Genomic DNA, 26,491 nt, shown 5'->3' on the forward strand with positions numbered 1-26,491 from the left:
ACAGAACAAATCCCATCCCAACAGAGATCATCGTGAATGAGAGATGTTTTCTAAATTAAAGGAAATAGAATCACGATACACCAAACTGGAACGGCTTCTGAGCGACCCCGCCGTGATCGGAAATTACGGCGAATACCAGAAGTATGCGAAGGAGCACTCGGGCCTGAACGATATCGTCACGACCTTCAGGAAGTATGAGCGGGCAAGAAAGGAAATCGAGGAAAATCAGCAGCTTCTGAAAGAAAGCGACGAAGAGCTGCGGGCGCTCATCAAGGATGATATCCTGCACCTTCGCGAGACGATCGCCGGTATCGAAGAAGAGTTGAAGATTCTCCTCCTCCCGAAGGATGAGAGCGACGACCGGAACGTTTTTCTTGAAATACGGGCCGGGACCGGCGGTGAGGAAGCGGCGCTCTTTGCCGCGGACCTTTACCGCATGTATGCCATGTATGCGGAGAAACTCGGATGGAACGTGGAGGTGGTGAGCTCCAATATATCGGGCACGGGGGGATTCAAGGAGATCATCGTCCTTATTGAAGGGGCGGGCGCTTACAGCAGGCTCAAATACGAAAGCGGCGTCCACCGGGTTCAGCGGGTACCCGTGACGGAGGCCCAGGGCAGAATACACACCTCGGCCGTGACGGTCGCCGTCATTCCCGAAGCGGAGGAGGTCGAGGTCACCATAGATCCCAACGAACTGCGGATTGATGTGTATCGCTCCACCGGCCACGGCGGTCAGAGCGTGAACACAACCGATTCGGCGGTGCGGATAACCCACCTTCCCACGGGGCTCGTCGTCACCTGCCAGGATGAAAAATCGCAGCACAAGAACAAGGCGAAGGCGATGAAGGTTCTGAGGGCGCGGCTTCTTGACCGGATGAAAGAAGAGCAGGAGGCGGCCATTTCGGAGTCGCGGAAAAAACAGGTGGGAAGCGGCGACCGGAGCCAGCGGATCAGGACATATAATTTCCCCCAGGGCAGAATGACGGATCACCGCATCGGCCTCACGCTTTACAACCTTGAGAACATCCTCGACGGTGACATCGACGACATCATCGACGCCCTCATGACCCACTACCAGGCGGAAAGCCTGAAAACCGCCTCACTGTAACCCGCGATCACAAAACGTGAGCCCTCCCCGGGAAGTTTTTTCCATGATATATATGCAGATCAATACCGTGTTTCCCGTGCCGTCGCTCCGGCGGGATACCGCGGGACCGACTGGCGCGGCGGATCGATGATGAATATCAGACAAGCTCTGAACAAGGCCGAACAAGCCCTTCGAGAACAGGGAATAGACAATCCCCGGCTCGATGCGGAGGTCATCATGGCGTTCTGTCTCGGTGTTGAGCGCTCCGTTCTCTTCCACGAGGCCGGGTCGGAACTTCCGGAAAGGCAGGCAAGGCGTTTCGATGCGTTGATCGCCCGGCGTCTCGACCGGGAGCCCGTCGCCTACATTACGGGAAGAAAAGAATTCTGGTCCCTTGATTTCACGGTCGACCGCCACGTGCTGATCCCGCGGCCCGAAACGGAACTGCTTGTCGAGAAAGTCCTGGAGTGCACCGGCATGAAAGACGGTCCTTTGACGCTGCTCGAAGTAGGCACGGGGAGCGGTGCCGTTGCCGTGGTTATTGCCATTGAACGTCCCCGTGCGTCCCTGGTCGCCGTCGATATTTCCCCCGCGGCGCTTCGGATGGCCCGTCTCAATGCGCGCCGGCACGGTGTAACGGACCGGGTACATTTCGTCTGCGGCAATTTATGTGAGCCCCTGACCGGAAAATTTGATATAGTCCTGTCGAATCCCCCCTATATCGCAGAGGAGGAGTTTTCTCATCTTGCCGATGATGTCAGGATATTCGAACCGAAGGCGGCGCTGGTGAGCGGTAAGGAGGGGACGGAAATGCACCGGTCCATCATCGATTCCTCCGCCGGCTGCCTGACAGGGGGCGGATGGCTTTTCATGGAAATGGGGGCGGGGCAGCACAAACGCATCGGATCAATGCTGAAGCAGGACGGAAGATACGACGGCATTGTTTTTTACCGTGACCTTGCCGGTATCGTCCGCGTGGTATCAGCCCGGAGAAAGGGAACGGCAGATGGATAAGATCATTATTCAAGGCGGCAATGCCCTGAAGGGTGAGGTCACGATCAGCGGATCGAAAAATGCCGCCCTCCCCATCATCGTGTCGTCGCTCCTGACGGAGGGGTGGAACACCTTTCGGAATATCCCGGCCCTCGTCGATGTAAGGACGGCGAAGAAACTGCTGGCGAGCCTGGGTGTGATGATTGATGATGGAAAAGGCGTTCTGAAGGTCAACGCGGAGAACGTCGATCACTGTGAAGCCTCCTATGACCTGGTGAAGACCATGCGGGCATCGGTCCTCGTGCTCGGTCCGCTGGTGGCGAGGAAGGGAAAGGCGCGGGTATCGCTTCCCGGCGGCTGCGCCATCGGGGCCCGTCCCGTCAATCTTCACTTGAAAGCCCTTCAGGCCCTGGGTGCCGATATATCCTTGAAGGACGGGTATATTGAAGCAAAAGCTTCCCGGCTTCGCGGGACGAGCATATATTTTGATATTTCAACGGTGACCGGTACGGAGAATATAATGATGGCCGCCTCCCTGGCCCGGGGGAGGACCGTCCTCGAGAATGCCGCGCGTGAACCGGAAGTGGTGAATCTTGCCGACGTTCTGAACCGGATGGGAGCGAAGGTAAGCGGCGCCGGAACGGACGTCATTACCATTGACGGGGTGGACGGCCTGAATCCCGTTGAAGCGGCCGTGATTCCCGATCGGGTTGAGGCGGGCACCTTCATGATGGCCGCCGGGATCACGGGGGGGGATATCGTCATCCGCGGATGTGAACCGTCCCATCTCGACGCTCCCATAATGAAGCTCCGTGAGGCGGGATTGGTCATAGAACCGGTCGATGGGGGGCTCAGGGTGACCGGTGATGGCCCCCTTCGCAGTATCGATGTGAAGACGCTGCCCTATCCCGGTTTTCCGACGGACCTCCAGGCGCAGATAATAGCGCTGATGACCCGTGGCAACGGGATCAGTGTCGTGACGGAAACGGTTTTCGAAAACCGGTTCATGCATGTCCAGGAGTTGCTGCGCATGGGTGCCGACATCACCATCGAGGGGAACAGCGCCATCGTGAAGGGAGTACCCGGGCTGCGCGGTGCTCCCGTCATGGCCACCGACCTGCGGGCATCGGCGTCACTGGTGCTGGCGGGACTGGTGGCGGAGGGAAGAACGGAGCTGTCGCGGGTCTATCACATCGACCGGGGATATGAAAAGATCGAGGAAAAACTGTCGCTCCTGGGGGCCGATATCAGGAGAATAAAAGAACAAGATGGATGATCCATGAAAATACTCAATTCCGACGACAGACGTTTTGAGCGGGAATTCAACCGCATACGCAGACGGGGGACGCAGGTCGACCGTTCCATCGTGGAGACCGTCGAGCACATTCTGCAGGATGTGGCCGTTCGGGGTGACGAGGCCCTGTTCGAATACACGGAGAAATATGACGGCCATGCCCTTGATGCGGCGACGGTCGAGGTCTCAGCCGCTGAGGCCGGGCGGGCGTTGGAGGATCTTCCCGATGAGCACCGCCATATCCTGGAAACAGCGGCTGCACGGATCGAGCGGTTCCATCGGCGGCAACGCGCCGATTCGTGGTTCGACCGGGATGAGGAAGGCATTACCGTCGGGCAGGTCATCAGGCCCCTCGACCGGGTCGGCATATACGCACCCGGGGGATTGGCCCCGTACCCGTCAACGGTTCTCATGGCGGCCATCCCGGCGAAGGTCGCCGGCGTGGGGGAGATCATCCTGGCGACCCCCGCTCGGGGGGGAGTGATCCATCCCCTGATCCTCGCGGCGGCGGTGATCGGCGGGGTCGACCGCATTTTCCGGATCGGCGGGGCACAGGCCGTGGGAGCGATGGCATACGGCACCGAATCCATACCGCTCGTTGACAAGATCGTCGGTCCCGGCAACATTTACGTGGCCCTGGCGAAAAAGATGGTCTACGGAAGAGTGGGTATCGATATGATCGCGGGACCCAGTGAAATTCTTATCATTTCCGACGGAACCGTACCGCCCGGCGTTGCGGCGGCGGACCTCCTCTCACAGGCGGAACACGATGAGATGGCCTGTTCGATCCTTCTGACCCCTTCCGGCGATTTCGCCCGCCAGGTAAAGAACGCCGTGGAAGAGCAACTGGAGCGGCTGCCGAAGAAGGCGATCGCGTCGGCGGCGCTGGAATCCTACGGAGCGCTGATCGTCACTCGTGACCTCGATGAAGCCGTGGAGATCGCCAATCGATATGCTCCGGAACATATTGAACTGATGGTGGAACATCCCGAATCATGGCTTCCCCGTATCCGCAACGCCGGGGCGGTGTTCCTGGGCGGATTCAGCCCTGAGGCCATGGGGGATTATATCGCCGGGCCGAATCATATTCTGCCGACGGGAGGGACCGCCCGGTTTTTTTCACCTCTCGGCGTCTACGATTTCATCAAACGGATGAGCGTCATATCTTTTTCGGAGGGATCCTTCAGGAAGTACGGAGACGCGGTATCCCGGTTTGCAGCCATAGAGGGCCTCGACGCCCACGAACGGTCGATCGCGATCCGTCTGAATGACAAGGGATGAAGACAAAGCCGGGAGCGGTATAAGGGCTTTTTCCAAGGTCGTTAAAAAAGACTTGACAAACAAAGGTAAATGGTACATTGCGTCAAACCTGATGAAGAAAGCCTGTCGCCGGTAAGCGGGTCTGGCGGGAGGCCGTTGACGATAGAAGCGGGCGTAATTCAGCGGTAGAATGTCAGCTTCCCAAGCTGGACGTCGTGGGTTCGATTCCCATCGCCCGCTCCAGAATATTTTAGGGTTGCAAATCAATCCTTTTTATATTATAAGCAACAAATTCTAAGTGGGCCTGGCCCACTTTTTTATTTTCTGAAGCGTGACACCATCGTAAAAGGTCACGAAGCTGTTTTTCGTGCATCGGAGTGACAAAAGGGAAGGACGGGCGCCGTAGAGGGGCTTTTTACGAGGTTGTGAAGCAGGATATGGAGCGGGAGGATACATCATACCGGGAGCGGATACGGGAACTGATAGAACCCCTTGTCGAGGCGGAAGGAATGGAACTCGTCGAAGTGGAATGTCTCCGGATGAAATCCCGCTGGCTTGTCAGGATCTATATCGACAAGGAAGCGGGCGTGACCCTCGACGATTGCGCGGAGATCAGCCACCTGGCGGGAGATGTTCTCGACGTTCATAACATTCCCCGGGGACCATACGTTCTTGAGGTGTCCTCGCCGGGGCTGGACCGGCCTCTGACACGGGACAAGGATTTCCTTACATACCGTGGCAGCGCGGTGGAAATTCGGCTCTCGGAGCCGTTTAAGGGGAGGAAAAATTTTCGCGGGCGGTTGATCGACTATATCGACGGAGACACGGGAAAGGTCCTCGTCGTGGATGCCGGAGGGGAACTCTACCATATTCCGCGGAAAAGTATTCTCAGGGCGAACCTGAAATATGAGTTTTAGTGTGGAGGAAAGGACACCATGTTACCGGATCTGAAACGTCTCATCGAACAGGTGGGAAAGGAAAAGGGCATTGACAAGGAGATCATCATTCACGCCCTTGAAACGGCCGTTCTGACTGCCGCGAAAAAGAAGATGGGACAAAGTATGGATATCGAGGTTCAGTACAATGAGGAAGAAGGCGAGATAGAAGCCTTTATCTTCAAAACCGTGGTCGACAAGGTCGTGACCCCTGAGACCCAGATATCGATCGAGGAAGCCCGCGCGGATTATGATGAAGATGCCGAACCGGGTGACAGCCTGGGAATGAAAATGGACACGACTTCATTCGGAAGAATAGCCGTCCAGACGGCGAAGCAGATCATCATTCAGAAGGTCAAGGACGCAGAGCGGGATAATATATACGAGGAATATAAGGATCGTAAAGGTGATCTGGCGAACGGGTTCGTCCAGCGGTTTGAGGGGCCGAACATCATTGTCAGCCTCGGTATGACGGAAGGCATCATTCCGCAATCCGAGCAGATCCAGCGGGAGACCTTCAGGCGGGGTGAACGCATACGGGCGTATATCTATGATGTCAAGCGGATATCAAAGGGGCCGCAGATAATCCTCTCACGGACACACCCGGGATTCATTCGTGCGCTGTTTGAGCTGGAAGTGCCTGAAATATCCGAAGGACTGATCGAAATCGTGAATATCGCGCGTGAGCCGGGAAACCGCACCAAGATATCGGTAAAGACGAACGACAAGGATATCGATCCCGTGGGCGCCTGTGTCGGCATGCGGGGATCCCGGGTCCAGAGCGTCGTCCAGGAACTGCGGGGTGAGAAAATAGATATCGTTCCCTATTCGGGCGATGCCGTCACCTATATTTGCAACGCCCTCTCGCCGGCAAAGGTGGACCGGGTGATCGTTGATGAGGAGCTCCGGGCGATGGAGGTCATCGTTCCCGATGATCAGCTTTCTCTGGCTATCGGGAAAAACGGTCAGAACGTACGTCTCGCCGCCCGGTTGACGGGGTGGAAGATCGATGTCAAGAACGAAACCATGGTGGCCGAGCAGGAGGAAAAGGGGTACAAATCCCTCATGAAGATAACGGGCATCGGGGAGCATACGGCGGACCTTCTCTTCAAGGAAGGATATAAAAGCGTGACGTCCATAGCCTCGGCGGCCCCGGAGATGCTCAGCACGATAAAGGGGATCAGCAGGGAAAAGGCGGTTACCTGGATCGATGAGGCAGCGAAGATCGTTGCTGAAGAAGCGGTCGAGCAACACGACGACGCAAAATGAGGCGCCGGGATGGACGCCGCCATAGCGGGGCGGGGGATTCCCCGCCGTTTGCGCATGGAAGTGGGGACGGAGAGATAAACAGGAGTTTCAGGAATGTCCAAAACAAGAGTTTACGAACTGGCAAAAGAACTCGGAATCGATAACAGGGAACTGATCGCCCGGATGGAAAAACTGGGAATTGCCGTCAAGTCTCATTCAAGTTCCCTTGAGGACGCTGACATAGAACGGATAAAAAGTGAGTTCGAGCTGGGCGAGCGTAGCACCGTTATTGAAAAACGGGTGAAGCGCGGCGTCATAAGGAGGAGGGCGGTCCGGCAGCCGACGGAGGAGGGTGCCGCGGAGGAAATGGAAGAAGCGGTCGAAGGAGCCGAGGAAATCCTGGAGGCCGCTCAGGGAGCCGTGGAAAAAGAGGCGGTGGAAGAGGAAAAGCCCGCAAAGAAGGAAGTGGAAGCGCCGTCGAAAGCCCCGCCAACTCCTGTCGAAGCTGAAGAACAGATGGTCGTCGAGCTGAAAAAGGAGGAAGAAAAGAAAGAAGAATCGAAAGAGGTCGCGGTCGAGGAAGAGAAGAAAGAAGTGAAGGCGGAGCAACCCGCCGTCGAAAAAGCGCCCGAAAAACGCCCCCCCGTCCCTCCCCGAGGGAAGGAAAAGAAAAAACCGGGAGTCGTCGAGCCCGTACCTCCGAAGAAAGAGGAGCCGGTCGAAGAAAAAGGTGTTGAGCGCCCGGCGGTTCAGCATATAAAGAGGCGCCCCGTGGAAGTTGTGGTCGATGAACTTCCCACGAGGAAAAAGGCCTTTGCCAAACAGCGGATAGAAAAGAAAGAAAAACGGCAGGTCGATGGGCGTGACCCTGACGTCCGCAGGAGTTGGAAGGAAGAAAAAAAGGCCGTCGTCGTTCAGATGAAGCGGACGGAAATCACGACGCCCAAGGCGATCAAGAGACGGATAAAAGTGAATGAAGCGATCCGTGTGGGAGAGCTGGCGAAGAAAATGGGCGTGAAGGCCAGCGAGGTCATTGCCAAGCTCATGTCTTCCGGTCTTATGGTGACCATCAATCAGTCGATCGATACCGAAACGGCGTCGCTCATCGCCACGGAATTCGGATATCAGGTGGAATCCGTCGGATTCGATCTTGAAGAGGTCGTTCAGAAAAGGGAGGGGTCCCCTGAAAATCTGCGGTCCCGTCCCCCCGTGGTTACCGTGATGGGGCACGTGGATCATGGAAAGACGTCCCTGCTCGATGCCATTCGCGAGACACATGTGATCGATGGTGAATCGGGCGGCATAACCCAGGCCATCGGTGCCTACCACGTGGCACTGAACGATCGTGATATCGTCTTTGTCGACACACCCGGTCACGAGGCGTTCACGGCCATGCGGGCCCGGGGCGCACAGGTGACCGACATCGTCGTCCTCGTCGTTGCCGCCGATGACGGTGTCATGGACCAGACCATTGAGGCGATAAACCACGCCAGGGCCGCGGGTGTTACCATCATGGTGGCCGTGAACAAGATCGACAAACCCAACGCTGACCCCGATCGGGTGAAACAGCAACTGTCGGAGCTGGAGCTCATGCCGGAGCAGTGGGGAGGAGACACCATCTACTCCGAGGTCTCGGCGAAGAAGCGCGAGGGCATAGAGGAATTGCTCGAACTCATCCTCCTTCAGGCCGATATCCTTGAACTCAGTGCCGATCCGACCGTGCCGGCCCGGGGCGTGATCATCGAATCGAAGCTTGACCGGGGCAGGGGGCCGGTGGCAACGGTCATCATTCAGGAAGGTACCCTGCGGGAGAGCGATTCCCTCGTTTCGCGGAGCGAATACTGCAAGGTCAGGGCAATGCTGAACGATAAGGGACAGCGCGTCAGGGAAGCCGGTCCCTCCATGCCGGTCGAGGTTATCGGTTTTTCCAACGTTCCCCAGGCCGGAATGGATTTCGCCGCCGTCGAGGATGAGCGCAGGGCCCGCAGCATTGCTGATTACTGGACACGCAAGGAGCGGGAACACGAGCTCTCGAAGACCACCAAGATCACCCTCGAGCAGCTCTATGAGCGGATCAAGGAGGGCACCAAGGAATTCAACGTCATCATCAAGGCCGATGTTCAGGGTTCCGTCGAGGCCCTGTCCGAGTCGCTTCTCAAACTCAGCACCGAGGATGTGCGGCTCAAGATCATCCATCGCTCGGCCGGCACCGTGACGGAAACGGATATCATGCTGGCGTCGGCGTCGGATGCCATCATCATCGGTTTCAAGGTCAGACCCGATATGCGGGTGACCGAACTGGCGGAAAAAGAAGGCGTAGAGATGAAACTCTACGATGTCATATATGATGTCATCGCCGATGTGAGGGCCGCCATGGAGGGACTCCTGGAGCCGCTGTACGAAGAGGTCGTGCACGGGAGGGCCGAGGTGCGCCAGGTGTTCAAAATTCCCCGGGCGGGCGTCATCGCGGGAAGCTATGTGACGGACGGAAAGATCACGCGCAATTCCAATCTCAGGCTTCTGAGGGACGGCGTCCTGATACATGACGGTAAGATAACGTCCTTGAAACGCTTCAAGGACGACGCCCGGGAAGTCATATCGGGTTTCGAATGCGGTATCGGGATAGAAAATTTCAATGATATCAAGGAAAGCGATATTATTGAGGCCTATTCAAAGGAAGAAGTGCAGCGGAAACTGGAATAGTTGAGCGACAGGGGCGAGGAAAACCGGGATGGAGAACGCGACGGCCGCCGGAAGTATTTCCGGAACCGGGCGGCTGAACGCTGGAAGCTGTGGCCATGGTCATCGGAACGGGAATAATCGAGCTCCACATAGCCGAATGCCGGTCGCTCAAGGAAAAAAGATCGGTAGTGAAAAAGATCATCGGCAGGGCCCGGAACAGTTTCAACGTGTCGATCGCCGAGGTCGGATTCCAGGACAGCTGGAAGCGCGCGCTGATCGGGTTCTGCATGGCCGGTAATGACCGTGCGTTCATTAATTCGAAGATGGACAAGCTCGTGCAGTTTGTCGAGAATATGAACGTTGCCGATATCATCGGGTCTCACATGGAAATCACCAGCATGTCGGACCTGATGGACGGTATGGATGAGCGTTATGAGTTTTAAACGGGCTGATCGGGTTGCCGACCTGATCAAATCGGAAATAGCAGATATCATTCTGCGGCAGGTGGGTGACCCGCGGGTTCAGCATGTCACGGTGACCGGCGTGGAGGTGTCAAGCGACCTCAAGACGGCGAAACTGTATTTTGTTGCCATGGGCGAGAAGACCTGCGGTGATGAAACAAAGGAGGGGTTGAAAAAGGCGGCGGGTTTTCTCAGAAGAGAGCTGGGGAAACGTCTCCAGCTCAGGTATGTGCCCGACCTGCTGTTTATCTACGACTCGTCCTTCGAATACGGGGACCGGATAGAAAAGCTTCTGGCCGAGGTCAGGGAAGAACAGAAATGAACGAGGGGGACAGGGAATGAAAGCCGGCAGACACGGCGGGACGGTGGGCCCGGGACCGGGTTTTGGTGCGGCGAGCAGCGACGTCGACCGAGTGATGGACGGGATCATTGCGGTCATCGACGCCGGTCGCGTGTTCCTGGTCACTTCCCACGTGAGGCCAGACGGCGATGCCATAGGATCGTCGCTTGCCGTGTACCACGTTCTTCGGCGTCTGGGGAAGGAAGCGGTCGTGTATATCCAGGATAAGATACCTGATATGTATCGGTTCCTTCCGGGTTCGGAGAGCATCGTTCACCGGATCGACACGCCCGATCGCTTTGATACAGTCTTTCTGCTGGACTGCAGTGAAATGGAACGGATCGGAGAAGAATACAAGCAGCTTGAGAAAATAAGGAATATCATTAATATAGACCACCATCTCTCAAATGACGGGTTCACCCCCCATGCATTGATTGATGTCGGGGCCAGTTCCACGGGGGAGATACTGTGCCGCCTGATAAAGAGGCTCGGTGTTGCGGTGACGAAGGAGATCGCCGTTAATGTGTACACGGCGCTCATGACCGATACGGGATCGTTCCGGTATTCCAATACGGGCAGCGGCACCCTCCGGCTGGCGGCGGAGATGATCGAGCGCGGCGCCGACCCCCGGTTTATTGCCGAGCATGTCTACGAGACGATCCCGCTGGCACGGATCAGGCTGCTTCAGAGCGGTCTTCGGACGTTGCGCATCAGTGAGGATGGAACGATCGGTTCCATGGAAGTGACCCGGAAGATGCTGGCCGACGAGGGGGCCCTGCCGGAGCATACGGAAGGCATGGTGGATATGATCCGCTCCATCGAGGGCGTCGTGATCGCCGTGCTCTACCAGGAAATGCCCGACGGCCGCATAAAGGCGAGTCTGCGTTCCAAGGGGACCGTCAATGTCGAGCGGATCGCGCGGACCTTCGGGGGAGGCGGACATTTGAACGCTTCCGCCTGTATGATCGAAGGGGATATGGCGGAGGCGAAGAAGAAAATGCGTGCCGCCATGGAAGCGGAATAAGGCATGGATGGAGTGATCATCGTTGATAAACCGTCGGGAAAGACCTCCTTCGATGTCATTCGCGATATTAAAAAAAGCATCGCCGTAAAAAAGATCGGACATGCGGGCACCCTCGATCCCCTTGCAACAGGGGTGCTTCCCGTCTGTATCGGTGAGGCGACGAAGCTGATACGGTTCTTTCTGAACGACGATAAAGAGTACCGGGCCACCCTACTCCTGGGTGTCGAGACGGAGACCCTTGACAGGGAGGGGACCGTCACGGCCCGAAGGGATGTCGCGCTTGACGAGTCGTGCATCGATGACGTCTTTGCCGGACTTGTGGGGAAGATCGAGCAGACACCTCCCCGATACTCCGCCGTGAAGTTCAGGGGACGACCCCTCTATGAGTGGACGCGGCGGGGGATCGATGTATACCGGCGGCCGCGGGTGGTGGAGATCCATCGAATTTCCGTGGAGGATGTCACCATTCCCTACATCACCTTCACCGTCTCCTGCTCGAAGGGGACCTATATTCGGACGCTGGGGGAAGAAATTGGAAGGAGACTGGGCTGTGGGGCATGCCTCCACAGCCTCCGCCGGGTCAGAAGCGGGCGGTTCGAGATCGGCCAGGCACTGAGCCTCGAAGGATATGACCGTCGGGAAAAAGCGGAAAGATTGCGAAGAGCGTTCATCCCCCTTGCGGAGGCGATCCCCGATTTTATCCCCCTTCTGGTCGACGAAGAAGCCGTCGCGAGGATTCGGCAGGGGTGTCAGCCGGACGCCCGGATGTTCGTGGCCAGGGACCTTTCGATGGTGGGTGGCGGCGACGTGGTGAAATTAATAACGGAGGCGGGCGACGTCGTGGCCGTGGCGGAGATAATTGTTCCCGGGTGCGAGGTGTCGCAATACGATGAAAAGAGCCCCGTGGCCAGGATACTGCGGGTATTTAATGGATGACACACCTGTGTGTCGGCCGGACACAGCGGTCGTTGACCGCCGATACGGCATGGTATAAGAGGGAAACTACTGTTACAGACCTTAACTTTTAGAGGAGGATGAAAACGGTGTTAGAACAGGAAAGAAAACAGGAATTAATCAACCAGTTTCAGACGCATGAAGGAGACACGGGATCCCCGGAAGTGCAGATAGCCCTGCTGACTGCACGGATCGAATATCTGACCGACCATTTCAAGGTCCATAAAAAGGATCATCATTCCCGCCGGGGACTTCTCAAGCTGGTTGGCAAGAGACGGAGGCTGCTCGATTATCTGAAAAAAAAGGATATAGAGCGATACAGAGACATTATCAAGCGCCTCGGCCTGAGAAGGTAAGAAACGTAAGAAACTATTGAAGAAGAGCGCCGATGGCGCTCGTGAGGAGAAATAGAACAAATGAATACAATTTTCAAAACGGAATTTGAGGGACGGGACATTACCATTGCGACGGGCCACCTGGCTGGCCAGGCGGATGGAACCGCGCTGGTCACTTACGGTGAAACGGTTGTCCTCGTTACCGCCGTATCGCTGAGAACAAAGCGGGAGGGGACCGATTTTCTTCCCCTGACGGTGGATTACCAGGAAATGACAGCGGCGGCGGGAAAGATCCCCGGGGGGTTTTTCAAAAGAGAGGGGCGACCGAATGAACGGGAGATCCTGACATCGAGGATCATCGACCGATCCATAAGGCCCCTGTTTCCCAAGGGATATTTTTACGAAACCCAGATCGTGGCAACGCTCCTTTCCTATGACGGTGATAACAGTTCTGACGTGGCGGCCATGCTGGGAACGTCGGCGGCCCTGACCATGTCAGACATTCCCTTCAAGGGCCCTGTCGCCGGTATCCGGGTCGGAAGGGTGGAGGGCAGGCTGGTCTGCAACCCCTCCCTGCAGGATATGGAGCAAAGCGATCTTGACCTCTTCCTGGTGGGAAGAAAAATCGTTCCCGGCACCGGGGACGGGGAGTTTGACGTCAACCTCGTCATGCTGGAAGGGGGAGCCCGGGAAATCGGGGAAGATATCGTTCTGGAAGCGATCGATATGGGTCTGAAAGCCCTGCGCCCCGTGATCGAACTGCAGGATCAGGTCCGCGCCGCCATCGGCAAGGAAAAAAGGGAACTGGAACCCCTCGAGATCGAAGACGAGCTGAGAGAACGAGTTCGTACCGCTGCTTTCGACGGATTGAGACGTGCCTACACAACGGCGCGGAAACAGGACCGGCAGGCGCTTCTCGCCGATGTGAGAAAGAAAGTGATGGAAGAATGCGGTGGGGAAGAACCGCTGATGCAGTCAAAGGCGGAGGCGGTTTTCGAGGAGATCGAGAGGTCCCTGTTGCGGGACATGATCATACAGGAGAAGAAGAGGATCGATGACCGGACGAACAGGGACATCCGGCCCATCCAATGCGAGGTCGGGCTCCTTCCGCGAACGCACGGGTCGGCGCTCTTTACCAGGGGTGAAACGCAGTCGCTCGCCGTGCTCACCCTGGGTACGTCGGCGGATGAACAGCGGATGGATTATGTCGGCGGCGAGGAGATGCGTTCCTTCATCCTCCATTATAATTTTCCGCCCTACAGCGTGGGAGAGGCCCGCTTTCTGAGAGGGCCCGGGCGCAGGGAGATCGGTCACGGCGCCCTCGCCCGGAGAGCGCTCCTCCCGGTGATGCCCTCGCCCGATGACTTTCCTTACACGGTACGGATAGTTTCCGAAATCCTCTCCTCGAACGGTTCCTCGTCGATGGCGACGGTCTGCAGCGGCTCCCTTTCTCTCATGGATGCCGGTGTTCCCGTGAAAGACGTTGTCGCCGGGATAGCCATGGGTCTTTTGAAACAGGACGGTGAGATCGTTATTCTTTCCGATATACTCGGCGATGAGGATCATGCCGGGGATATGGATTTCAAGGTCTGCGGAACGAAGAACGGTATCACGGCACTGCAGATGGATATCAAGATAGACGGCATCACAGGAGATGTTCTGCGCGATGCGCTCTATCAGGCGAAAGAAGGACGGTTCTTTATCATAGACAAACTGCGCGATACGATAAGCGAACCGCGCGCGAACCTGTCCGTTTACGCACCGCGCATCACGACCATCACCATCAATCCCGAGAGGATCCGTGACGTTATCGGCACCGGAGGGAAGAATATCCGCCAGATCATCAGTGAAACCGGCGCCGAGATCAACGTGGAGGACGACGGCACCGTCATGGTGGCCTCCAACAACGAAGAGGCTGCGCTGCGGGCCATTGCCATGATCAGGGCCCTGACGGAGGATGCCGAGGTCGGAAAGATCTACCTGGGTACGGTGAAGCGGGTCGTCGATTTCGGTGCTTTTGTTGAGATACTGCCCGGCATCGACGGTCTTGTCCACATATCTCAGCTTGAGAACCGTCGTGTCAACAAGGTCACCGACGTTATCCGCGAAGGCGACCAGGTGCCCGTAAAGGTCATCGACATCGACCGGAACGGGAAGATAAAGTTGAGCAGAAAGGAAGCCCTCGAAGAAACCGGCCGGGGCAAAGAGCAATAATCCCGGTTCCCGACGAGGGCGGCGATGCAGGCGGAGCGGTTTCGGTGGATGATATTCCCGTACTGGTAAGGATTCTGGGACATGGCGGCGAGGAACTGCTTCCCCGCCGCATGACGGAAGATGCCGCAGGAATGGATATCTTTGCCGCCGTTGAGTCGCCGGAAGTCATTCCCTCGGGAGAATGGAGGGTTGTTCCGACGGGTATCGAGATCGCCCTGCCCCGGGGGTACGAGGCCCAGATCCGGCCACGCAGCGGGCTCGCCCTGAAATACGGCGTGACCATCCTCAATTCACCGGGTACGATCGACGCCGATTACCGGGGAGAGATCAGGATCATTCTCATCAACCATGGTGAAGCACCTTTTCGGGTTTCGCGGGGGGACCGGATCGCGCAGATGGTGGTGAGCCCCGTGTGCCGCGTATCCTGGTCGGTCCGCCCGGGGCTTGACAGGACGGAACGGAACACAGGCGGATTCGGTCACACCGGCTAGAAGGACCGGCGGGACCGGCACACCCCTTCCCGGGGCGTTTCGGGAGGGGGTTTTTTGTTTGTTTTAAGAAGCAATTTGTTGTATTTACATACGGAATTCCAAATGACGGGAGATACATGAGCGCACGAGGGTCTGTGAAACGGAACCGGGTCAGCAAATCTTACAGGGAAATCAATGAGAAAATTGCCCAGGGGAATGCGGTCGTCGTCACTGCCGAGGAGATAATCGATATCGTCGAACGCCACGGCGATGTCGAAGCGGCCAGGCGGGTCGACGTGGTGACCACGGGGACCTTCGGTCCCATGTGTTCTTCCGGTGCCTTTCTCAATTTCGGGCATACGTCACCCAAGATCAAGGCGTCCCGGGTTTGGTTCAACGATGTTTCTGCTTACGGGGGTATCGCCGCCGTCGACTGTTATATCGGAGCGACCGAAGTGGTCGAAGGTGACCCGCTGAACAGTATTCATCCCGGTGAGTTCAATTACGGCGGCGGACATGTCATTGAGGACCTTGTGGCGGGGAATGTCATACGTTTGCGCACGGAGGGATACGGTACCGACTGCTATCCGGCGCGAAAGTTCGAAAAGAACATCACCATTCACGACCTGCGGGATGCCATCCTCTTCAATCCCCGAAATGCTTACCAGAATTACAATTGCGCGACGAACATGTCCGACCGGATCATCTATACTTACATGGGTGTGCTTAGGCCCTTCATGGCGAACGCCACCTATTCCACTGCGGGACAGTTAAGTCCGCTCTTCAACGATCCCTTTTTCAGGACCGTCGGCATCGGCACGCGCATATTCCTGGGCGGTGCCCGGGGATACGTGGCCTGGCCCGGCACTCAGCACAACATGGCGGTCTCGCGGGGAGAGAACGGTGTCCCCAGGGAGGGCGCGGGAACCATCGCCGTCATCGGCAATCTGAAACGCATGAACCCCGAATGGCTTGTGGGTGCCAGTATACTGGGATACGGTGTCTCCCTGTACGTCGGTGTGGGAATCCCCATTCCCGTCTTGAACGAGGAAATTGTGCGGTATACCGCCGTGAGGGATGAGGACATCTATACCCAGGTGTATGATTTCGGTGTGGATTACCCGAGCGGAAACCTGAAGAGTCTCGGAGAGGTCAGCTACGGCGAGCTTCGATCAGGCAAAATAGTGCTTAACGGCAGGGAGATCGACACGGCCCCCCTGTCGAGTTACTATAAGGCCCGGCAGATCGCCTACACCCTGAAGGAATGGATCGAACGGGGTGAGTTCTTTCTCGGTGAACCGGTAGGGACTCTGTCGGCAGATAATTCTTGACACTGTCGAGAAGTGGCAGAGCGGCAATGAACGAGACAGCTTCGTGGTCGTGGTACATGTGCAGGCGGGGCAGGTGAATCCTGAGGATTGAGTCATTCTGGTGCATTCATCACGGTAGCGTGACGCCGAAGAAGGATTAAAAAAGGTTGTCAATTTATAGTTGTAAAAACAGTTTTTTACTGGTAGTAAGAGAGAAACCCCTTTGTAGAGGACCTTTATAGAGGACTTGTGTAGTGAAGATCGGAAGATATCTTCTGGGATTCATTCTTCTCATGATGATTCTGATCGTCTTCGGCGACAGGGGATTTGTCGATTACTATTCGCAACGAGGCAGGCTGCGCTCATTGCAGGATGCCAATGCCCGTATTGCGAAGGAAAATGCCGCCCTGAAGGAAGAAATTCTTCTGCTGACCACCGATGAGCGGTACATTGAGCGGGTGGCCAGAGAAGAGCTCGGGATGGTAAAAAAAGGAGAAATTGTGTATCGGTTCGTCGATTAAATCCACACTGGTGAAAGCGCCTCTTTCTCCCGGCGGACCGGGTCGAACGACATCTACTGAAAACACCATCGGACAAGGGCCATGCTTCCATCAATAAAAGAATTGTTTTTCGCTGATAAGAAAGTGGTGGGAATAGATATCGGGTCTCACTCAATCAAACTTGTTGAAATTGCCGATACGCCGAAAGGATATGTTCTCAACAGTTTCGGCCAAATCCCGCTGGAAAAGGGCATCATCGAAGAAGGTATCATAAAGAATCGCAACGATCTCACAAAGCACCTGAAAGAACTCTTCAAGGCGTCCAAATGTCAGCTGAAAAAAGTTGCCGCCGCCCTTCCCGGCCATATCGTTGTCATCAAGAAAACGGCGCTCAATCATATGGATGAGCATGAGCTGCGTGCGATGATCATGGACGAGGCAAGTGAATACCTCCCCTTCAGTGACAGCAGCCAGATCCATTTCGACTGTCACATCGTCGGCGGTAATGCGCTGAATCCGGAAAAGATGGATGTCGTCATTGCCTCGGCGAGACGGGACCTGATCAAGAACTACACGGAAGCCATAGAAAAAATGGGGTGCCGCGTCGCCATCATGGATGTCGACTCCTTTGCCCTTCAGACGGCCTTCGAGCAGAACTATGAACTTGACGATGCAGACATCGTCGTTCTTCTGAATATCGGCGCCAGCATCACGAATATAAATATCGTCCGCGGCGGAGAATCACTTTTCACCCGGAACGTGCTCGTAGGTGGTGCCACGATAACACAGGCACTCAGCAACCAGCGGGGGATCCCCTTTGAAGAGGCGGAGATCATCAAGTGTGAGGAGATAGACGACAGTTTCAGGACAGAACTACTCAACCTCGGGGAACCCATATTCCTGGAGATAGAACGGACGCTGGACTTTTTCATCTCCGAGATGGGGGGGATGGACGTCAACCGGATCATCGTCAGCGGCGGATGTTCCAGGATACCGGGAATCGTGGAACATCTCGCCTCACGACTGCGGTGTAGTGCGGAAAAACTGAATCCTTTCAATAAGATAACTTACGACAAAAAGGTTTTTAATGAGGCCTACATAGAAACCATCAGTCCCATTGCCGCGCTTGGGGTAGGGCTGGCTCTCAGGAGAATAGATGATATATGATAAAAATTAATCTACTTCCCTATCGAGAGGAACGGAAAAAGGCGGATCTTCAACGTCAGATTATTATGATATCGGGGATCATCGTCCTCTTTCTATTCATCATAGGTGCCGTGCAGCTTTTCGTTACCATGAGCGTCAGCGGCCTGGAGCGGGATGTGGCAGCGGCGGAGCAGCAGTTGACAATCCTGACAAAAATAACGGGGGACCTCGACAAATATAAGAAAGATAAGGAAACGCTGGAGAAAAAAATAGCCATTATCGACGACCTCGAAAAAGGGAGAAGCAAACCGGTTCGTTTCCTTGATGACTTGGCCGCGGCCGTGCCCATCGGTAAAATATGGCTCACCGCTTTTAAGAAGGATGATGAAGGCATCACTATAGAAGGTGTGGCCATAGACAATATTGCAATCGCTCTCTTCATGCAGCGGCTGCAGGAGTCCTCCATGGTCACGTCGGTGGATCTGATTTCTTCGGAACAGGTAACGGTTTCAGGTGTCAAGTTAATGAATTTTACCTTGTCCTGTAACCAAATAAAGGGATAAAAAAATGGCTATCACCGTAGATTCTCTCATCAATTTGTCACCGAGGAACAAGCTCTTGATTCTTGTCGGGGTCTTGCTGCTTATCGGGTATTTGTATTTCATGTACCTTCTTCAACCCGCTCTGGCTGAGCGTTCCCAGTTAAAGGAAAACTACGAGAACCTTCAACGCCAGATTGAATCGCGCCAGCAGGTGATGAAGCAGATAGAGCAGCATAAGAAAGATATTGCAGAATTGCAGAAGAACCTTCAGACGGCAATAGCCAAACTACCCGAGCAGAAGGAAATCCCCGGCCTTCTCGTTGCCATATCGGATGCAGAAAAAGAAGAGGGGCTGGAAAATCTGCTCTTCAAACCGTCAGAACCGGTTCCAAAAGATTTTTATAAGGAAATCCCCGTCAGCGTCATCGTCATGGGGGGATATCATGACATCGCCTCTTTCTTTGGCCGCATCGCTACTCTTCCTCGGATCGTGAACATTACGGAATTCGAGGTTCAGCGATCAAAGGCAAAGGGAGCCGCTTCTCACTTACTCAGCGCAAAGTGTCTTCTGAAAACTTACATGTTTATGGAACCAACAGAAGAGGAAAAAACGGCAGATGAGGAAAAACAGACATAAAAGTATAGCAGCAGTCCTGTTGTTTTGTGTAGTGCTGTCCCTCTATCCTGTTGTAGGGATGCTTTACGGTGCCACCGAAGAGGTGACGGACGACTCTACATACCGATACACTCGGGAGGGAAAGGTTGACCCCTTTAAACCCTTTATCGAAATAGAAGAAAAAGAAAAGGGGAAATCTACCGGTGATGTCAAACCAGGAACAGCGGCCGAGGAAGTCCAGTGGCGCCCACCTCTCGAACGTTTCGGTGTAGAGGAGTTTAACCTTGTAGGCATTATCTGGAATAAAAAGAGTCAGATCGCCACTGTAGAGGATTCAAAGGGGAAATTTTATACGCTTCAGGTTGGGTCGAAGATCGGCCTGAAAGACGGAATAGTGGAAAATATCCTTCCCGATCAGGTCGTCGTGGTTGAAAAAATGAAAGACGCCTTTGATAACGTCACACTGGAACGCGTGATTTTAATGCTTAGAACCGGAGAAGAGGGAGAACTATGAAAACACAAAGAAAGATACTGCTGTTTGCAGGACTGTTGTGTGTCGGCATCATGACTTTCTGCGGATGTACTGCAAATAGAAGTGTTACGGGAACCGAACCCACTCCAGCGGCGATCCAGGAGACAGGATACATCAGCGACGTCGCCTTCAACACGCTGAAGGGAAAAGAGCAGGTCACCCTGTTTGTCTCCCAGACCCCTGAGTTCACCGTGTCGAGAGAATCCGACTCCTCCCTTCTGATCAAACTGGAAAACATGTACGTACCTGAGGCGCTGGCAAAGAAACACGATACCGGATCCCTGGAGAACATAAATTCACTGTCTCTCTCCCAGCAGACCGGGGAGGGAGGAAAACAATGGGTTCAGGCCCTGATTAAACTGGACGAAATGGTCCCTTATCGGGTGGCGAAAAACGAGAATGCTCTTGTTGTCACCTTTGACGTTTCAGCCCTTGAATATCATTCGGCAGGCGTTCCAGTTGAGGATTCAACCATAGCCCTGGCAAAGGCACTGGTGCAGTCCACACTTGAGACCCAGGATGTGGCGTCACCTGAGACCGAGAGATACACAGGACAGAAAATATCCCTCAATTTCCAGGATGCCAGCATCAAGAGCGTGTTCAGATCCATATCGGAAGTCAGTGGTTACAACATCGTGGCCGGACCGGGCGTCGAGCAGAAGGTTACGGTCTTTATGAAAGATGTTCCCTGGGATCAGGCCCTGGATACCTTGCTCGAGATCAATGGGCTTGGAAAAAAGACGACGCAGAATGTCATAACCGTACTGCCCCTGGAGGAACTGAAGAAGGCCGAGGAAGAGCAGCAGAAGAAGGATGTCGTTCAGGGTAAACTTCGGCAGATTGCGATTGAAGCAAAGATCGTCGAGATCAGTACGAGCTTTGCGAGGGATCTGGGAGTTCGCTGGGGATACGGCTACCAGAATACCTGGGGAGGCAGGGATTACGGTGTGCTCATGGGGAACTCAACACTGGGGAGCCTTACATCGCTTCCGGGGGATGTCGGCCTGACACAGAGTAACGTGGCCGTTAATTTCCCGGGTGTCGAAGCCGATATGGGAGAAGGTGCACCTGGTATCGGAATCATCGTAGGGGCCGACAAGTTTATCCTTGACGCAAAGCTGGACGCCGTAGAACAGGATGGAAAAGGGAAGATCATATCCTCACCCAAGGTGACGACTCTTGATAATGTCAAGGCAACCATCAAACAGGGCCAGGAAATCCCCTATGCCGTGACTGATGACGAGGGGAACCGGAGCATCGAGTTCAAGGATGCGGCGCTTCTCCTCGAAGTTAAACCGACGATTACGCCGGAAGGCAAGATTTCCATGGAGGTAAAGGCGAGTAACGACTACCCCGACTGGACCCGGGCAAATGTGAACAATGAAAATCCTCCCATCAACACAAACAGTGTGGAATCTACGGTTCTCGTCAACAACGGTGATACGCTGGTCGTTGGGGGAGTTTACAAGATGGAGGAACAGAATTTGACAGAGGGTGTTCCCTGGCTGTCGAAGGTTCCCGCCTTGGGATGGCTATTTAAGTATAAATCGGAAATGAATGAAAAAAGGGAAATCCTGATCTTTGTCACGCCACGTATCATTCAGGAAACCTGAGATATTCGGCGGAACAAGAGGAGATCTGGTTTCATTAACAGTACAATGAGGGGAATCGATCGATGAGGAAAAATTACATACAATACCTGCTGTTACTGGTTCTTGTCCTGATCCTTCCGCTCCTTTTCTCCTGCGGGGATACCGATAGTGAGGAAGGGGAAACGGCGTCGATAACGCTGACAGCGAGTAAAACCACTCTCCCGGCGGACGGAGTCAGTTCCGCTGCCATTACTGCGTTGCTGAAAGACGCCGCCGGCAATGCCGTCGAGGAGGGAACGGTGGTAAGATTTTCCACGAACCTCGGATCGTTTCCGAATGGAGCGCAGAACTATTCGATGAATATTCAGTCCGGGGGACAAGTAACGATATCATTCATAGCTGCAGAGACACCGGGTACTGCGCTTATAGCAGCGACATCGGAGGGCATCAGCCAGGCCATTGAAATAACACTGGAATAGATGCGAGTGCTGATGGCACGGAGAAGTGAATCCGGCCCGGTGGTGTTGAAATGAGATGTGTTGAATCCGAGGATATTTAATCAACCATCAGGAATAGACATACCTATAAGGAGTTATCACATGAAAAGGGGATACCGCAGGTACAGAATACCAATTCTGAACATACTAGTCGTGCTGTGCATCTCTCTTGTCCTGGCGGGCTGTCCGAGTGGCAGTGTCGAGGACAAGGAAGAGGGAGACGGCGGCGGGAAAACGGCGTCAATGATACTGACCGCCGACCCTGCGTCTATTCCGGCTGACGGGAAAAGCTCCGCCACGATCACGGCCGAGATCATGGACAGTGCCACCACACCCGTAGCCTCGGGAACGGCGGTTACCTTTTCCACCACCATGGGTGTGTTCCAGAACGGTGAAGCTACCTTTGTAAAAAAGACAGAGGACGATTCGGGCATTCTCAGCGTGTCACTGCGCTCCGGCATGCTCCCGGGCGTGGCGGAGGTGACGGCCGAATCGAACGGCGTGGTCCAGACCGTTATGGTCCAGTTCACCGGTGAGGGCGGTGCTGTGACGCCGGCGTCTCTCTCAATCGCGACATCGAAGACTTCCATCAAGTCCGATGACTCCGATGCAGCAACCGTTATAGCGACCATCCTTGATGCAAGTAACGCCGTCGTCGAAGGTGCCACGGTGGTCTTCAGCGCAGACGGCGGAAGCATCAGTGATGCCACGATCGATACCGACGCCGCCGGCCAGGCCCAGGTGACCTTTAAATCGGGAACATTCGATAAAAGCAACCGGACCGCCACGGTGACTGCCGAGGTCGGGGAATTGAGCGCTTTCATACCCATCCGTATCGTCGGCTCCGAACTGGCACTTTCAACCGATATCAGTCAGCTTCCCGACGATGGTTCGGGGAAAGCGCTCCTGACGATAACGGCCAGCGACGCCGGCGGAGTAAAAGTATATGATACCCTGATCTCCCTGACCAACGCGGGAACGGGAAGCATCCAGTTCGAACAGTTTTCCGCCGACTATCCCCTTGACGATACCACCGTCCCCACCTATACGGGACGGACCGACGTGGAAGGAAGGTTCAAGATTTACGTGAAGGGAACCGGAGCCGGGTCGGTGACGGTCCTGGCCGAGGGGCTAGGTGATACGAAAGAGATAGCCTATACGGTGAACCCCTCATCGGCGGTAACCTTCGGTATCAGTGAACTCCAGGTCGACGGTGTTGCCGCCGACTATGAGGATCCCTTCCCTCTCTACACGGATCAGGAGCTGACGGTCATCGTGGATGCCCCTGATCCCGGCGAGACGGAGGTGACCTTCGCCACCACCCTGGGAGAGTGGGACGGTACTGGGAAACTCTTCCAAACGGCGGCCATAGTTGACGGCAGAGCGGAAGCGAGGCTCACGTCAACCGTGGGAGGGGTGGCCACCGTTGAGGTTGCCTATGGGAACAACACGGATACAAAAGACTCCCTTATGGTGGCCGTATCTCCCCTCACGAGTGAGGCTGCGGAGATCACTCTTCAAGCGAGTGCCGTAGTGGTGGCCCCCAGTACGGGCGGTTCGACCAATACGGTGACCCTTGTGGCGACGGTGAAGACCGACAGCGGTCAGGTCATCAGGGGGGTCCCCGTGGCATTTTCCATTGAATGTACTACCGGTGGTGGTGAGCATGTCTCGCCCGTCATTGTCTACACGGACAGTGCTGGAGTGGCGGAGTCTACTTTTACATCCGGTTCTCTGGGGACAGATACCGAGGGTGTTACGGTGGTGGCTGAAGTTATAAAGAGCGGTACCCCGATAAAGGACAGCATTGGTATTGTGATCGGTGGTACAGCAGGATCAGTTGGAATCGGACGCGGGACGGAGGTTGAGTTAATCGCTGGTTGTGCTGCTTACCGACTCTGCATGGCAGTACTGGTTGCCGATTCAAACGGAAATCCGGTGCCGGGTGCCGAAGTGAGCTTGAGCGCATGGCCAGTCCAGTACCTCACCGGCGGTTGGTATGACGTTGAGCCGGAGCCCGACAAGGAAAAATACGTGGTCTATTATTCGGGGGCTTTTGACAATGAGGATGAAAATCGAAATCTAAAACTTGATGAAGACCTGAATGAGGATATAAACAAGGACGGCGTCCTGACGCCGCCGAACTCAGCAGCGGGTGATCTTCCCGCTACGGTAACAACCAATGAGTTCGGCTGGGCCGCCTTCGATCTGGATTATCTCAAGGCTTACGCAAAGTGGGTAAAAGTAAGGCTGTCGGCAACAACGATCGTGTATGGCACTGAGACGACATCGTATACGGAATTCATCCTTCCTGCGGAAAAGAATGAAGCCGAGGCGGGACTCCTGCCCGATTCACCCTGGTCTGCCTGGACGTCGAAGATCGACACTGGTAATACTTACATATACACGATGCCCGTCTTCTGGGGTGACTACGATGTCTATTCGACCAATTTCGGCTGGTTCGAGTACGATCCCGTTACTTACATCTATGAACGGGATTACCGGTATACCTTCGCGACACCTCCTGCTCCCGGCACCGTCAAGGAAGATATCATTATCTCCATTGTGAATACCTATATGGGAGTGGGTATTACCGTACCAATGCGGATCGTCGTTCCCTGAGGGACAGCCGTTTCTGAACAGAAAAAAGCGGCTCCGCGTTCTGCGAAGCCGCTTTTTTATTGTCTTTCTGATGGGATCTATTCCTTGTGAGAGGGATACCGGGCCGTTACCGTGGTATGGATGCCTCCCCGGACATTGAACTTCCCCGTCACTTCCACCCGTTTCGGGCGTACCGTTTCCACGAAATCTTCAAGGATCCGATTCACGGCCTCTTCGTGAAAGATGCCCTGGTCCCGATAGGAGTTGAGGTAGAGTTTCAGTGATTTCAACTCCACCAGTCGTTCGTTGGGAATATAAATGATGACAATTTCCGCGAAGTCGGGCTGTGACGTCTTCGGGCACAGGCAGGTGAACTCGGGAAACCGGATATCGATCTCGTAATCACGTTCCCGGTATGCGTTTTCTATCGTTTCCATAGAGCCACACTAACAGGTAACAGAAGGGCGTGTCAAGGAGCGCGATGACCACCTTGACGGCGTACTGGCCGATTATCATGAATAGAACCGTCTTTACGGCGTAGGTGCCGGCAAAGGCGAGGCTGATGAAAAGGACCGAATCGACGAACTGGGAGACAATGGTGGAAAGATTGTTGCGGATCCAGAGATGCCGCCCGCCCGTTTTCTCTCTCCACCAGTGAAAGGCCCAGATATCGTGGTTCTGGGATACCAGGTAGGCGATCATCGAAGCCGCCACGATCCGCGGTGTGGAGCCGAGGATCGCCATGTAAGCCTCCTGGTTCTTCCAGAACGGCGCCGGGGGGAGAATTTTGCCGATAAGCAGAAACAGCACCATGAACAGGGACAGATAAAAGCCCGTCATGACCAGGCGGTGGGCGCTTCGTTTGCCCTCGATCTCCGATACCACGTCAGTGATAAGAAAGGTCAGCGGATAGAGGACTATCGCCGCCGGGAGGATCATGCCGCCGACGGATATGATCTTTGAAGCCATGATATTGGCTATGAGCAATGCCGTGATGAAGAGGTATTTTAAAAAATTAATATCGGGTGTTTTCATTGTCGATTTTCGTTGAAAGATAGCAAAAAAAAAGTTTAGAACATCTATCACCACGGTATGATCCGTGTCAATCCTTTTTCGCCGCCGGCAGGCGTCACGGAAGGATTGCAGTGAAAATAAGCGTGAGCGGCCGCGGCCGTTCAGGTGGGCGGGATGGACCAACAATATCTCAAGGAACGGGAAGAATTTCTGTCGACTTCCTATGATCGCATCGAGCGCGGCGAATACGAAACAGCTGTGGCCGGCGCAAAGAAACGGATCACCCGCCTTCCGGGAGACCTGGATGCCTGGCTCGTCATCGCGGCCTGCTGGGTGCGGATGAACAAATTCGCCGAAGCCGCCATGATTCTCAAGAAGCTGGAGCGGATCGTGCCGGGGTGGTTTCATGTCTCCGAATGTCTGGGAGACCTCTACCGCAGGCAGGGCATGGCTGAAGAAGCCCTTTTTCATTACCGGCAGGCCCTCGCCCCCGATCAGTCGGTGTCGTGGCGGCTCCGTAACAAGATGCGGCTTCTGGGTGACACGTCAGCGGCTGAAGTTCCCGATGATGCACAGAGGCGGACGTCTTCCTTTCAAACGGTCACGATCGCCGAGCTCTATATGCGGCAGGGACATTTTGAGACGGCACGGAACATTCTGCGGACGATCATTGAAAAAAACCGGGAAGACCGGGAAGCACGTGAGCGGCTCAAGTATGTCGAGGCTGTCCTGAGCGGAAAGAAGGAAGCCGTACTGATCAGAGAGCTGACGGGCTGGCTTGCGGCCCTTCAGAAGATGAAGCGGGAGATGCCCGAAGGACCCTTTCCGCTGTGATGATATC

26 protein-coding genes and 1 tRNA gene are annotated in these 26,491 nt (G+C 55.1%); 25 read left to right on the forward strand and 2 right to left on the reverse strand.

The annotated features are described in order from the left end of the window. Positions 1–43: 43 nt before the first annotated feature. The 24 genes from prfA (at position 44) to JXO48_11595 (ending at position 24,657) form a co-directional block, all read left to right on the forward strand. Positions 44–1,111, forward strand: a complete 1,068-nt coding sequence (gene prfA / locus JXO48_11480) for a peptide chain release factor 1 (protein ID MBN2284501.1) — start codon at positions 44–46, stop codon at positions 1,109–1,111. Between the two features lie 126 nt (positions 1,112–1,237). Further along, positions 1,238–2,104, forward strand: a complete 867-nt coding sequence (prmC, locus tag JXO48_11485; protein MBN2284502.1) for a peptide chain release factor N(5)-glutamine methyltransferase — start codon at positions 1,238–1,240, stop codon at positions 2,102–2,104. Next, positions 2,097–3,359, forward strand: coding sequence for a UDP-N-acetylglucosamine 1-carboxyvinyltransferase (gene murA / locus JXO48_11490; protein MBN2284503.1), 1,263 nt, complete (start codon positions 2,097–2,099; stop codon positions 3,357–3,359). The genes prmC and murA overlap by 8 nt, the downstream gene beginning before the upstream one ends. Before the next feature lie 3 nt (positions 3,360–3,362). Next, entirely contained in the window at positions 3,363–4,658 is a 1,296-nt protein-coding gene (hisD, locus tag JXO48_11495) for a histidinol dehydrogenase (protein ID MBN2284504.1), read from the forward strand. A 147-nt stretch (positions 4,659–4,805) separates the two neighbouring features. Then, positions 4,806–4,880, forward strand: a tRNA-Gly gene (locus tag JXO48_11500). Positions 4,881–5,062: 182 nt separating this feature from the next. Next, positions 5,063–5,554: a ribosome maturation factor RimP gene (locus tag JXO48_11505; GenBank protein MBN2284505.1), complete on the forward strand. Its 492-nt coding sequence runs from the start codon at positions 5,063–5,065 to the stop codon at positions 5,552–5,554. An 18-nt stretch (positions 5,555–5,572) separates the two neighbouring features. After that, positions 5,573–6,841, forward strand: coding sequence for a transcription termination/antitermination protein NusA (nusA, locus tag JXO48_11510; GenBank protein MBN2284506.1), 1,269 nt, complete (start codon positions 5,573–5,575; stop codon positions 6,839–6,841). Positions 6,842–6,934: 93 nt separating this feature from the next. Then, on the forward strand, positions 6,935–9,523 hold the full coding sequence (gene infB, locus JXO48_11515; GenBank protein MBN2284507.1) for a translation initiation factor IF-2: 2,589 nt from the start codon (positions 6,935–6,937) through the stop codon (positions 9,521–9,523). A 95-nt stretch (positions 9,524–9,618) separates the two neighbouring features. After that, positions 9,619–9,945 carry a DUF503 domain-containing protein gene (locus tag JXO48_11520; GenBank protein MBN2284508.1) on the forward strand — a complete coding sequence of 109 codons (327 nt, stop codon included), beginning with the start codon at positions 9,619–9,621 and terminating at the stop codon, positions 9,943–9,945. Continuing rightward, positions 9,935–10,285, forward strand: a complete 351-nt coding sequence (gene rbfA, locus JXO48_11525; protein ID MBN2284509.1) for a 30S ribosome-binding factor RbfA — start codon at positions 9,935–9,937, stop codon at positions 10,283–10,285. The genes JXO48_11520 and rbfA overlap by 11 nt, the downstream gene beginning before the upstream one ends. A 16-nt stretch (positions 10,286–10,301) precedes the next feature. Next, on the forward strand, positions 10,302–11,327 hold the full coding sequence (locus JXO48_11530; protein MBN2284510.1) for a bifunctional oligoribonuclease/PAP phosphatase NrnA: 1,026 nt from the start codon (positions 10,302–10,304) through the stop codon (positions 11,325–11,327). Between the two features lie 3 nt (positions 11,328–11,330). Then, positions 11,331–12,263, forward strand: coding sequence for a tRNA pseudouridine(55) synthase TruB (gene truB, locus JXO48_11535; GenBank protein ID MBN2284511.1), 933 nt, complete (start codon positions 11,331–11,333; stop codon positions 12,261–12,263). 107 nt (positions 12,264–12,370) lie between these two features. Then, positions 12,371–12,637, forward strand: coding sequence for a 30S ribosomal protein S15 (gene rpsO / locus JXO48_11540; protein MBN2284512.1), 267 nt, complete (start codon positions 12,371–12,373; stop codon positions 12,635–12,637). A 60-nt stretch (positions 12,638–12,697) separates the two neighbouring features. Beyond that, complete coding sequence (locus JXO48_11545) at positions 12,698–14,830, forward strand: polyribonucleotide nucleotidyltransferase (GenBank protein ID MBN2284513.1); 2,133 nt, start codon at positions 12,698–12,700, stop codon at positions 14,828–14,830. Positions 14,831–14,874: 44 nt separating this feature from the next. Further along, complete coding sequence (gene dut, locus JXO48_11550; protein MBN2284514.1) at positions 14,875–15,321, forward strand: dUTP diphosphatase; 447 nt, start codon at positions 14,875–14,877, stop codon at positions 15,319–15,321. 116 nt (positions 15,322–15,437) lie between these two features. Then, entirely contained in the window at positions 15,438–16,631 is a 1,194-nt protein-coding gene (locus JXO48_11555; protein MBN2284515.1) for a homocysteine biosynthesis protein, read from the forward strand. A gap of 233 nt (positions 16,632–16,864) precedes the next feature. Continuing rightward, a complete protein-coding gene (locus tag JXO48_11560; GenBank protein MBN2284516.1) occupies positions 16,865–17,131 on the forward strand; it encodes a septum formation initiator family protein in 267 nt (88 codons plus the stop codon). 81 nt (positions 17,132–17,212) lie between these two features. After that, positions 17,213–18,277 (forward strand): type IV pilus assembly protein PilM, encoded by a 1,065-nt coding sequence (pilM, locus tag JXO48_11565; protein MBN2284517.1) that lies wholly within the window; start codon positions 17,213–17,215, stop codon positions 18,275–18,277. Next, complete coding sequence (locus JXO48_11570) at positions 18,274–18,819, forward strand: PilN domain-containing protein (protein MBN2284518.1); 546 nt, start codon at positions 18,274–18,276, stop codon at positions 18,817–18,819. The genes pilM and JXO48_11570 overlap by 4 nt, the downstream gene beginning before the upstream one ends. 4 nt (positions 18,820–18,823) lie before the next feature. Next, positions 18,824–19,435 carry a type 4a pilus biogenesis protein PilO gene (gene pilO / locus JXO48_11575; protein ID MBN2284519.1) on the forward strand — a complete coding sequence of 204 codons (612 nt, stop codon included), beginning with the start codon at positions 18,824–18,826 and terminating at the stop codon, positions 19,433–19,435. Then, the gene (locus JXO48_11580; GenBank protein ID MBN2284520.1) at positions 19,416–19,928 is read left to right on the forward strand and encodes a pilus assembly protein PilP; all 513 of its coding nucleotides are present in this window, start codon (positions 19,416–19,418) and stop codon (positions 19,926–19,928) included. The genes pilO and JXO48_11580 overlap by 20 nt, the downstream gene beginning before the upstream one ends. Beyond that, positions 19,925–21,559, forward strand: a complete 1,635-nt coding sequence (locus JXO48_11585) for a secretin and TonB N-terminal domain-containing protein (protein MBN2284521.1) — start codon at positions 19,925–19,927, stop codon at positions 21,557–21,559. The genes JXO48_11580 and JXO48_11585 overlap by 4 nt, the downstream gene beginning before the upstream one ends. A gap of 62 nt (positions 21,560–21,621) precedes the next feature. Beyond that, on the forward strand, positions 21,622–22,017 hold the full coding sequence (locus JXO48_11590) for a hypothetical protein (GenBank protein MBN2284522.1): 396 nt from the start codon (positions 21,622–21,624) through the stop codon (positions 22,015–22,017). 120 nt (positions 22,018–22,137) lie between these two features. Beyond that, positions 22,138–24,657: an Ig-like domain-containing protein gene (locus JXO48_11595; protein MBN2284523.1), complete on the forward strand. Its 2,520-nt coding sequence runs from the start codon at positions 22,138–22,140 to the stop codon at positions 24,655–24,657. A gap of 77 nt (positions 24,658–24,734) precedes the next feature. On the opposite strand, the gene queF is transcribed toward JXO48_11595, so the two are convergent. Together queF and JXO48_11605 are read right to left on the reverse strand one after the other, a co-directional pair. After that, positions 24,735–25,073, reverse strand: coding sequence for an NADPH-dependent 7-cyano-7-deazaguanine reductase QueF (gene queF, locus JXO48_11600; protein ID MBN2284524.1), 339 nt, complete (start codon positions 25,071–25,073; stop codon positions 24,735–24,737). After that, on the reverse strand, positions 25,039–25,671 hold the full coding sequence (locus JXO48_11605; GenBank protein ID MBN2284525.1) for a queuosine precursor transporter: 633 nt from the start codon (positions 25,669–25,671) through the stop codon (positions 25,039–25,041). Before JXO48_11605 ends, queF begins: the two co-directional genes overlap by 35 nt. A gap of 153 nt (positions 25,672–25,824) precedes the next feature. Here JXO48_11605 and JXO48_11610 point away from each other — a divergent pair, with 153 nt between their 5' ends. Continuing rightward, positions 25,825–26,484: a tetratricopeptide repeat protein gene (locus JXO48_11610; GenBank protein ID MBN2284526.1), complete on the forward strand. Its 660-nt coding sequence runs from the start codon at positions 25,825–25,827 to the stop codon at positions 26,482–26,484. Positions 26,485–26,491 lie beyond the last annotated feature (7 nt).

The organism is Deltaproteobacteria bacterium (assembly GCA_016933965.1).
Lineage (GTDB): Bacteria > Desulfobacterota > Syntrophia > Syntrophales > UBA2210 > JAFGTS01.

Coding starts and splice junctions, on each gene's coding strand:
- murA (MBN2284503.1), top strand. CDS start 2,097: ATGGATAAGATCATTATTCAAGGCGGCAATGCCCTGAAGGGTGAGGTC.
- hisD (MBN2284504.1), top strand. CDS start 3,363: ATGAAAATACTCAATTCCGACGACAGACGTTTTGAGCGGGAATTCAAC.
- queF (MBN2284524.1), bottom strand. CDS start 25,073: ATGGAAACGATAGAAAACGCATACCGGGAACGTGATTACGAGATCGAT.
- prfA (MBN2284501.1), top strand. CDS start 44: ATGTTTTCTAAATTAAAGGAAATAGAATCACGATACACCAAACTGGAA.
- JXO48_11530 (MBN2284510.1), top strand. CDS start 10,302: ATGAAAGCCGGCAGACACGGCGGGACGGTGGGCCCGGGACCGGGTTTT.
- nusA (MBN2284506.1), top strand. CDS start 5,573: ATGTTACCGGATCTGAAACGTCTCATCGAACAGGTGGGAAAGGAAAAG.
- JXO48_11605 (MBN2284525.1), bottom strand. CDS start 25,671: ATGAAAACACCCGATATTAATTTTTTAAAATACCTCTTCATCACGGCA.
- prmC (MBN2284502.1), top strand. CDS start 1,238: ATGATGAATATCAGACAAGCTCTGAACAAGGCCGAACAAGCCCTTCGA.
- JXO48_11570 (MBN2284518.1), top strand. CDS start 18,274: ATGATAAAAATTAATCTACTTCCCTATCGAGAGGAACGGAAAAAGGCG.
- JXO48_11555 (MBN2284515.1), top strand. CDS start 15,438: ATGAGCGCACGAGGGTCTGTGAAACGGAACCGGGTCAGCAAATCTTAC.
- rbfA (MBN2284509.1), top strand. CDS start 9,935: ATGAGTTTTAAACGGGCTGATCGGGTTGCCGACCTGATCAAATCGGAA.
- JXO48_11595 (MBN2284523.1), top strand. CDS start 22,138: ATGAAAAGGGGATACCGCAGGTACAGAATACCAATTCTGAACATACTA.
- pilO (MBN2284519.1), top strand. CDS start 18,824: ATGGCTATCACCGTAGATTCTCTCATCAATTTGTCACCGAGGAACAAG.
- infB (MBN2284507.1), top strand. CDS start 6,935: ATGTCCAAAACAAGAGTTTACGAACTGGCAAAAGAACTCGGAATCGAT.
- JXO48_11580 (MBN2284520.1), top strand. CDS start 19,416: ATGAGGAAAAACAGACATAAAAGTATAGCAGCAGTCCTGTTGTTTTGT.
- JXO48_11610 (MBN2284526.1), top strand. CDS start 25,825: ATGGACCAACAATATCTCAAGGAACGGGAAGAATTTCTGTCGACTTCC.
- JXO48_11585 (MBN2284521.1), top strand. CDS start 19,925: ATGAAAACACAAAGAAAGATACTGCTGTTTGCAGGACTGTTGTGTGTC.
- pilM (MBN2284517.1), top strand. CDS start 17,213: ATGCTTCCATCAATAAAAGAATTGTTTTTCGCTGATAAGAAAGTGGTG.
- JXO48_11545 (MBN2284513.1), top strand. CDS start 12,698: ATGAATACAATTTTCAAAACGGAATTTGAGGGACGGGACATTACCATT.
- JXO48_11590 (MBN2284522.1), top strand. CDS start 21,622: ATGAGGAAAAATTACATACAATACCTGCTGTTACTGGTTCTTGTCCTG.
- JXO48_11520 (MBN2284508.1), top strand. CDS start 9,619: ATGGTCATCGGAACGGGAATAATCGAGCTCCACATAGCCGAATGCCGG.
- truB (MBN2284511.1), top strand. CDS start 11,331: ATGGATGGAGTGATCATCGTTGATAAACCGTCGGGAAAGACCTCCTTC.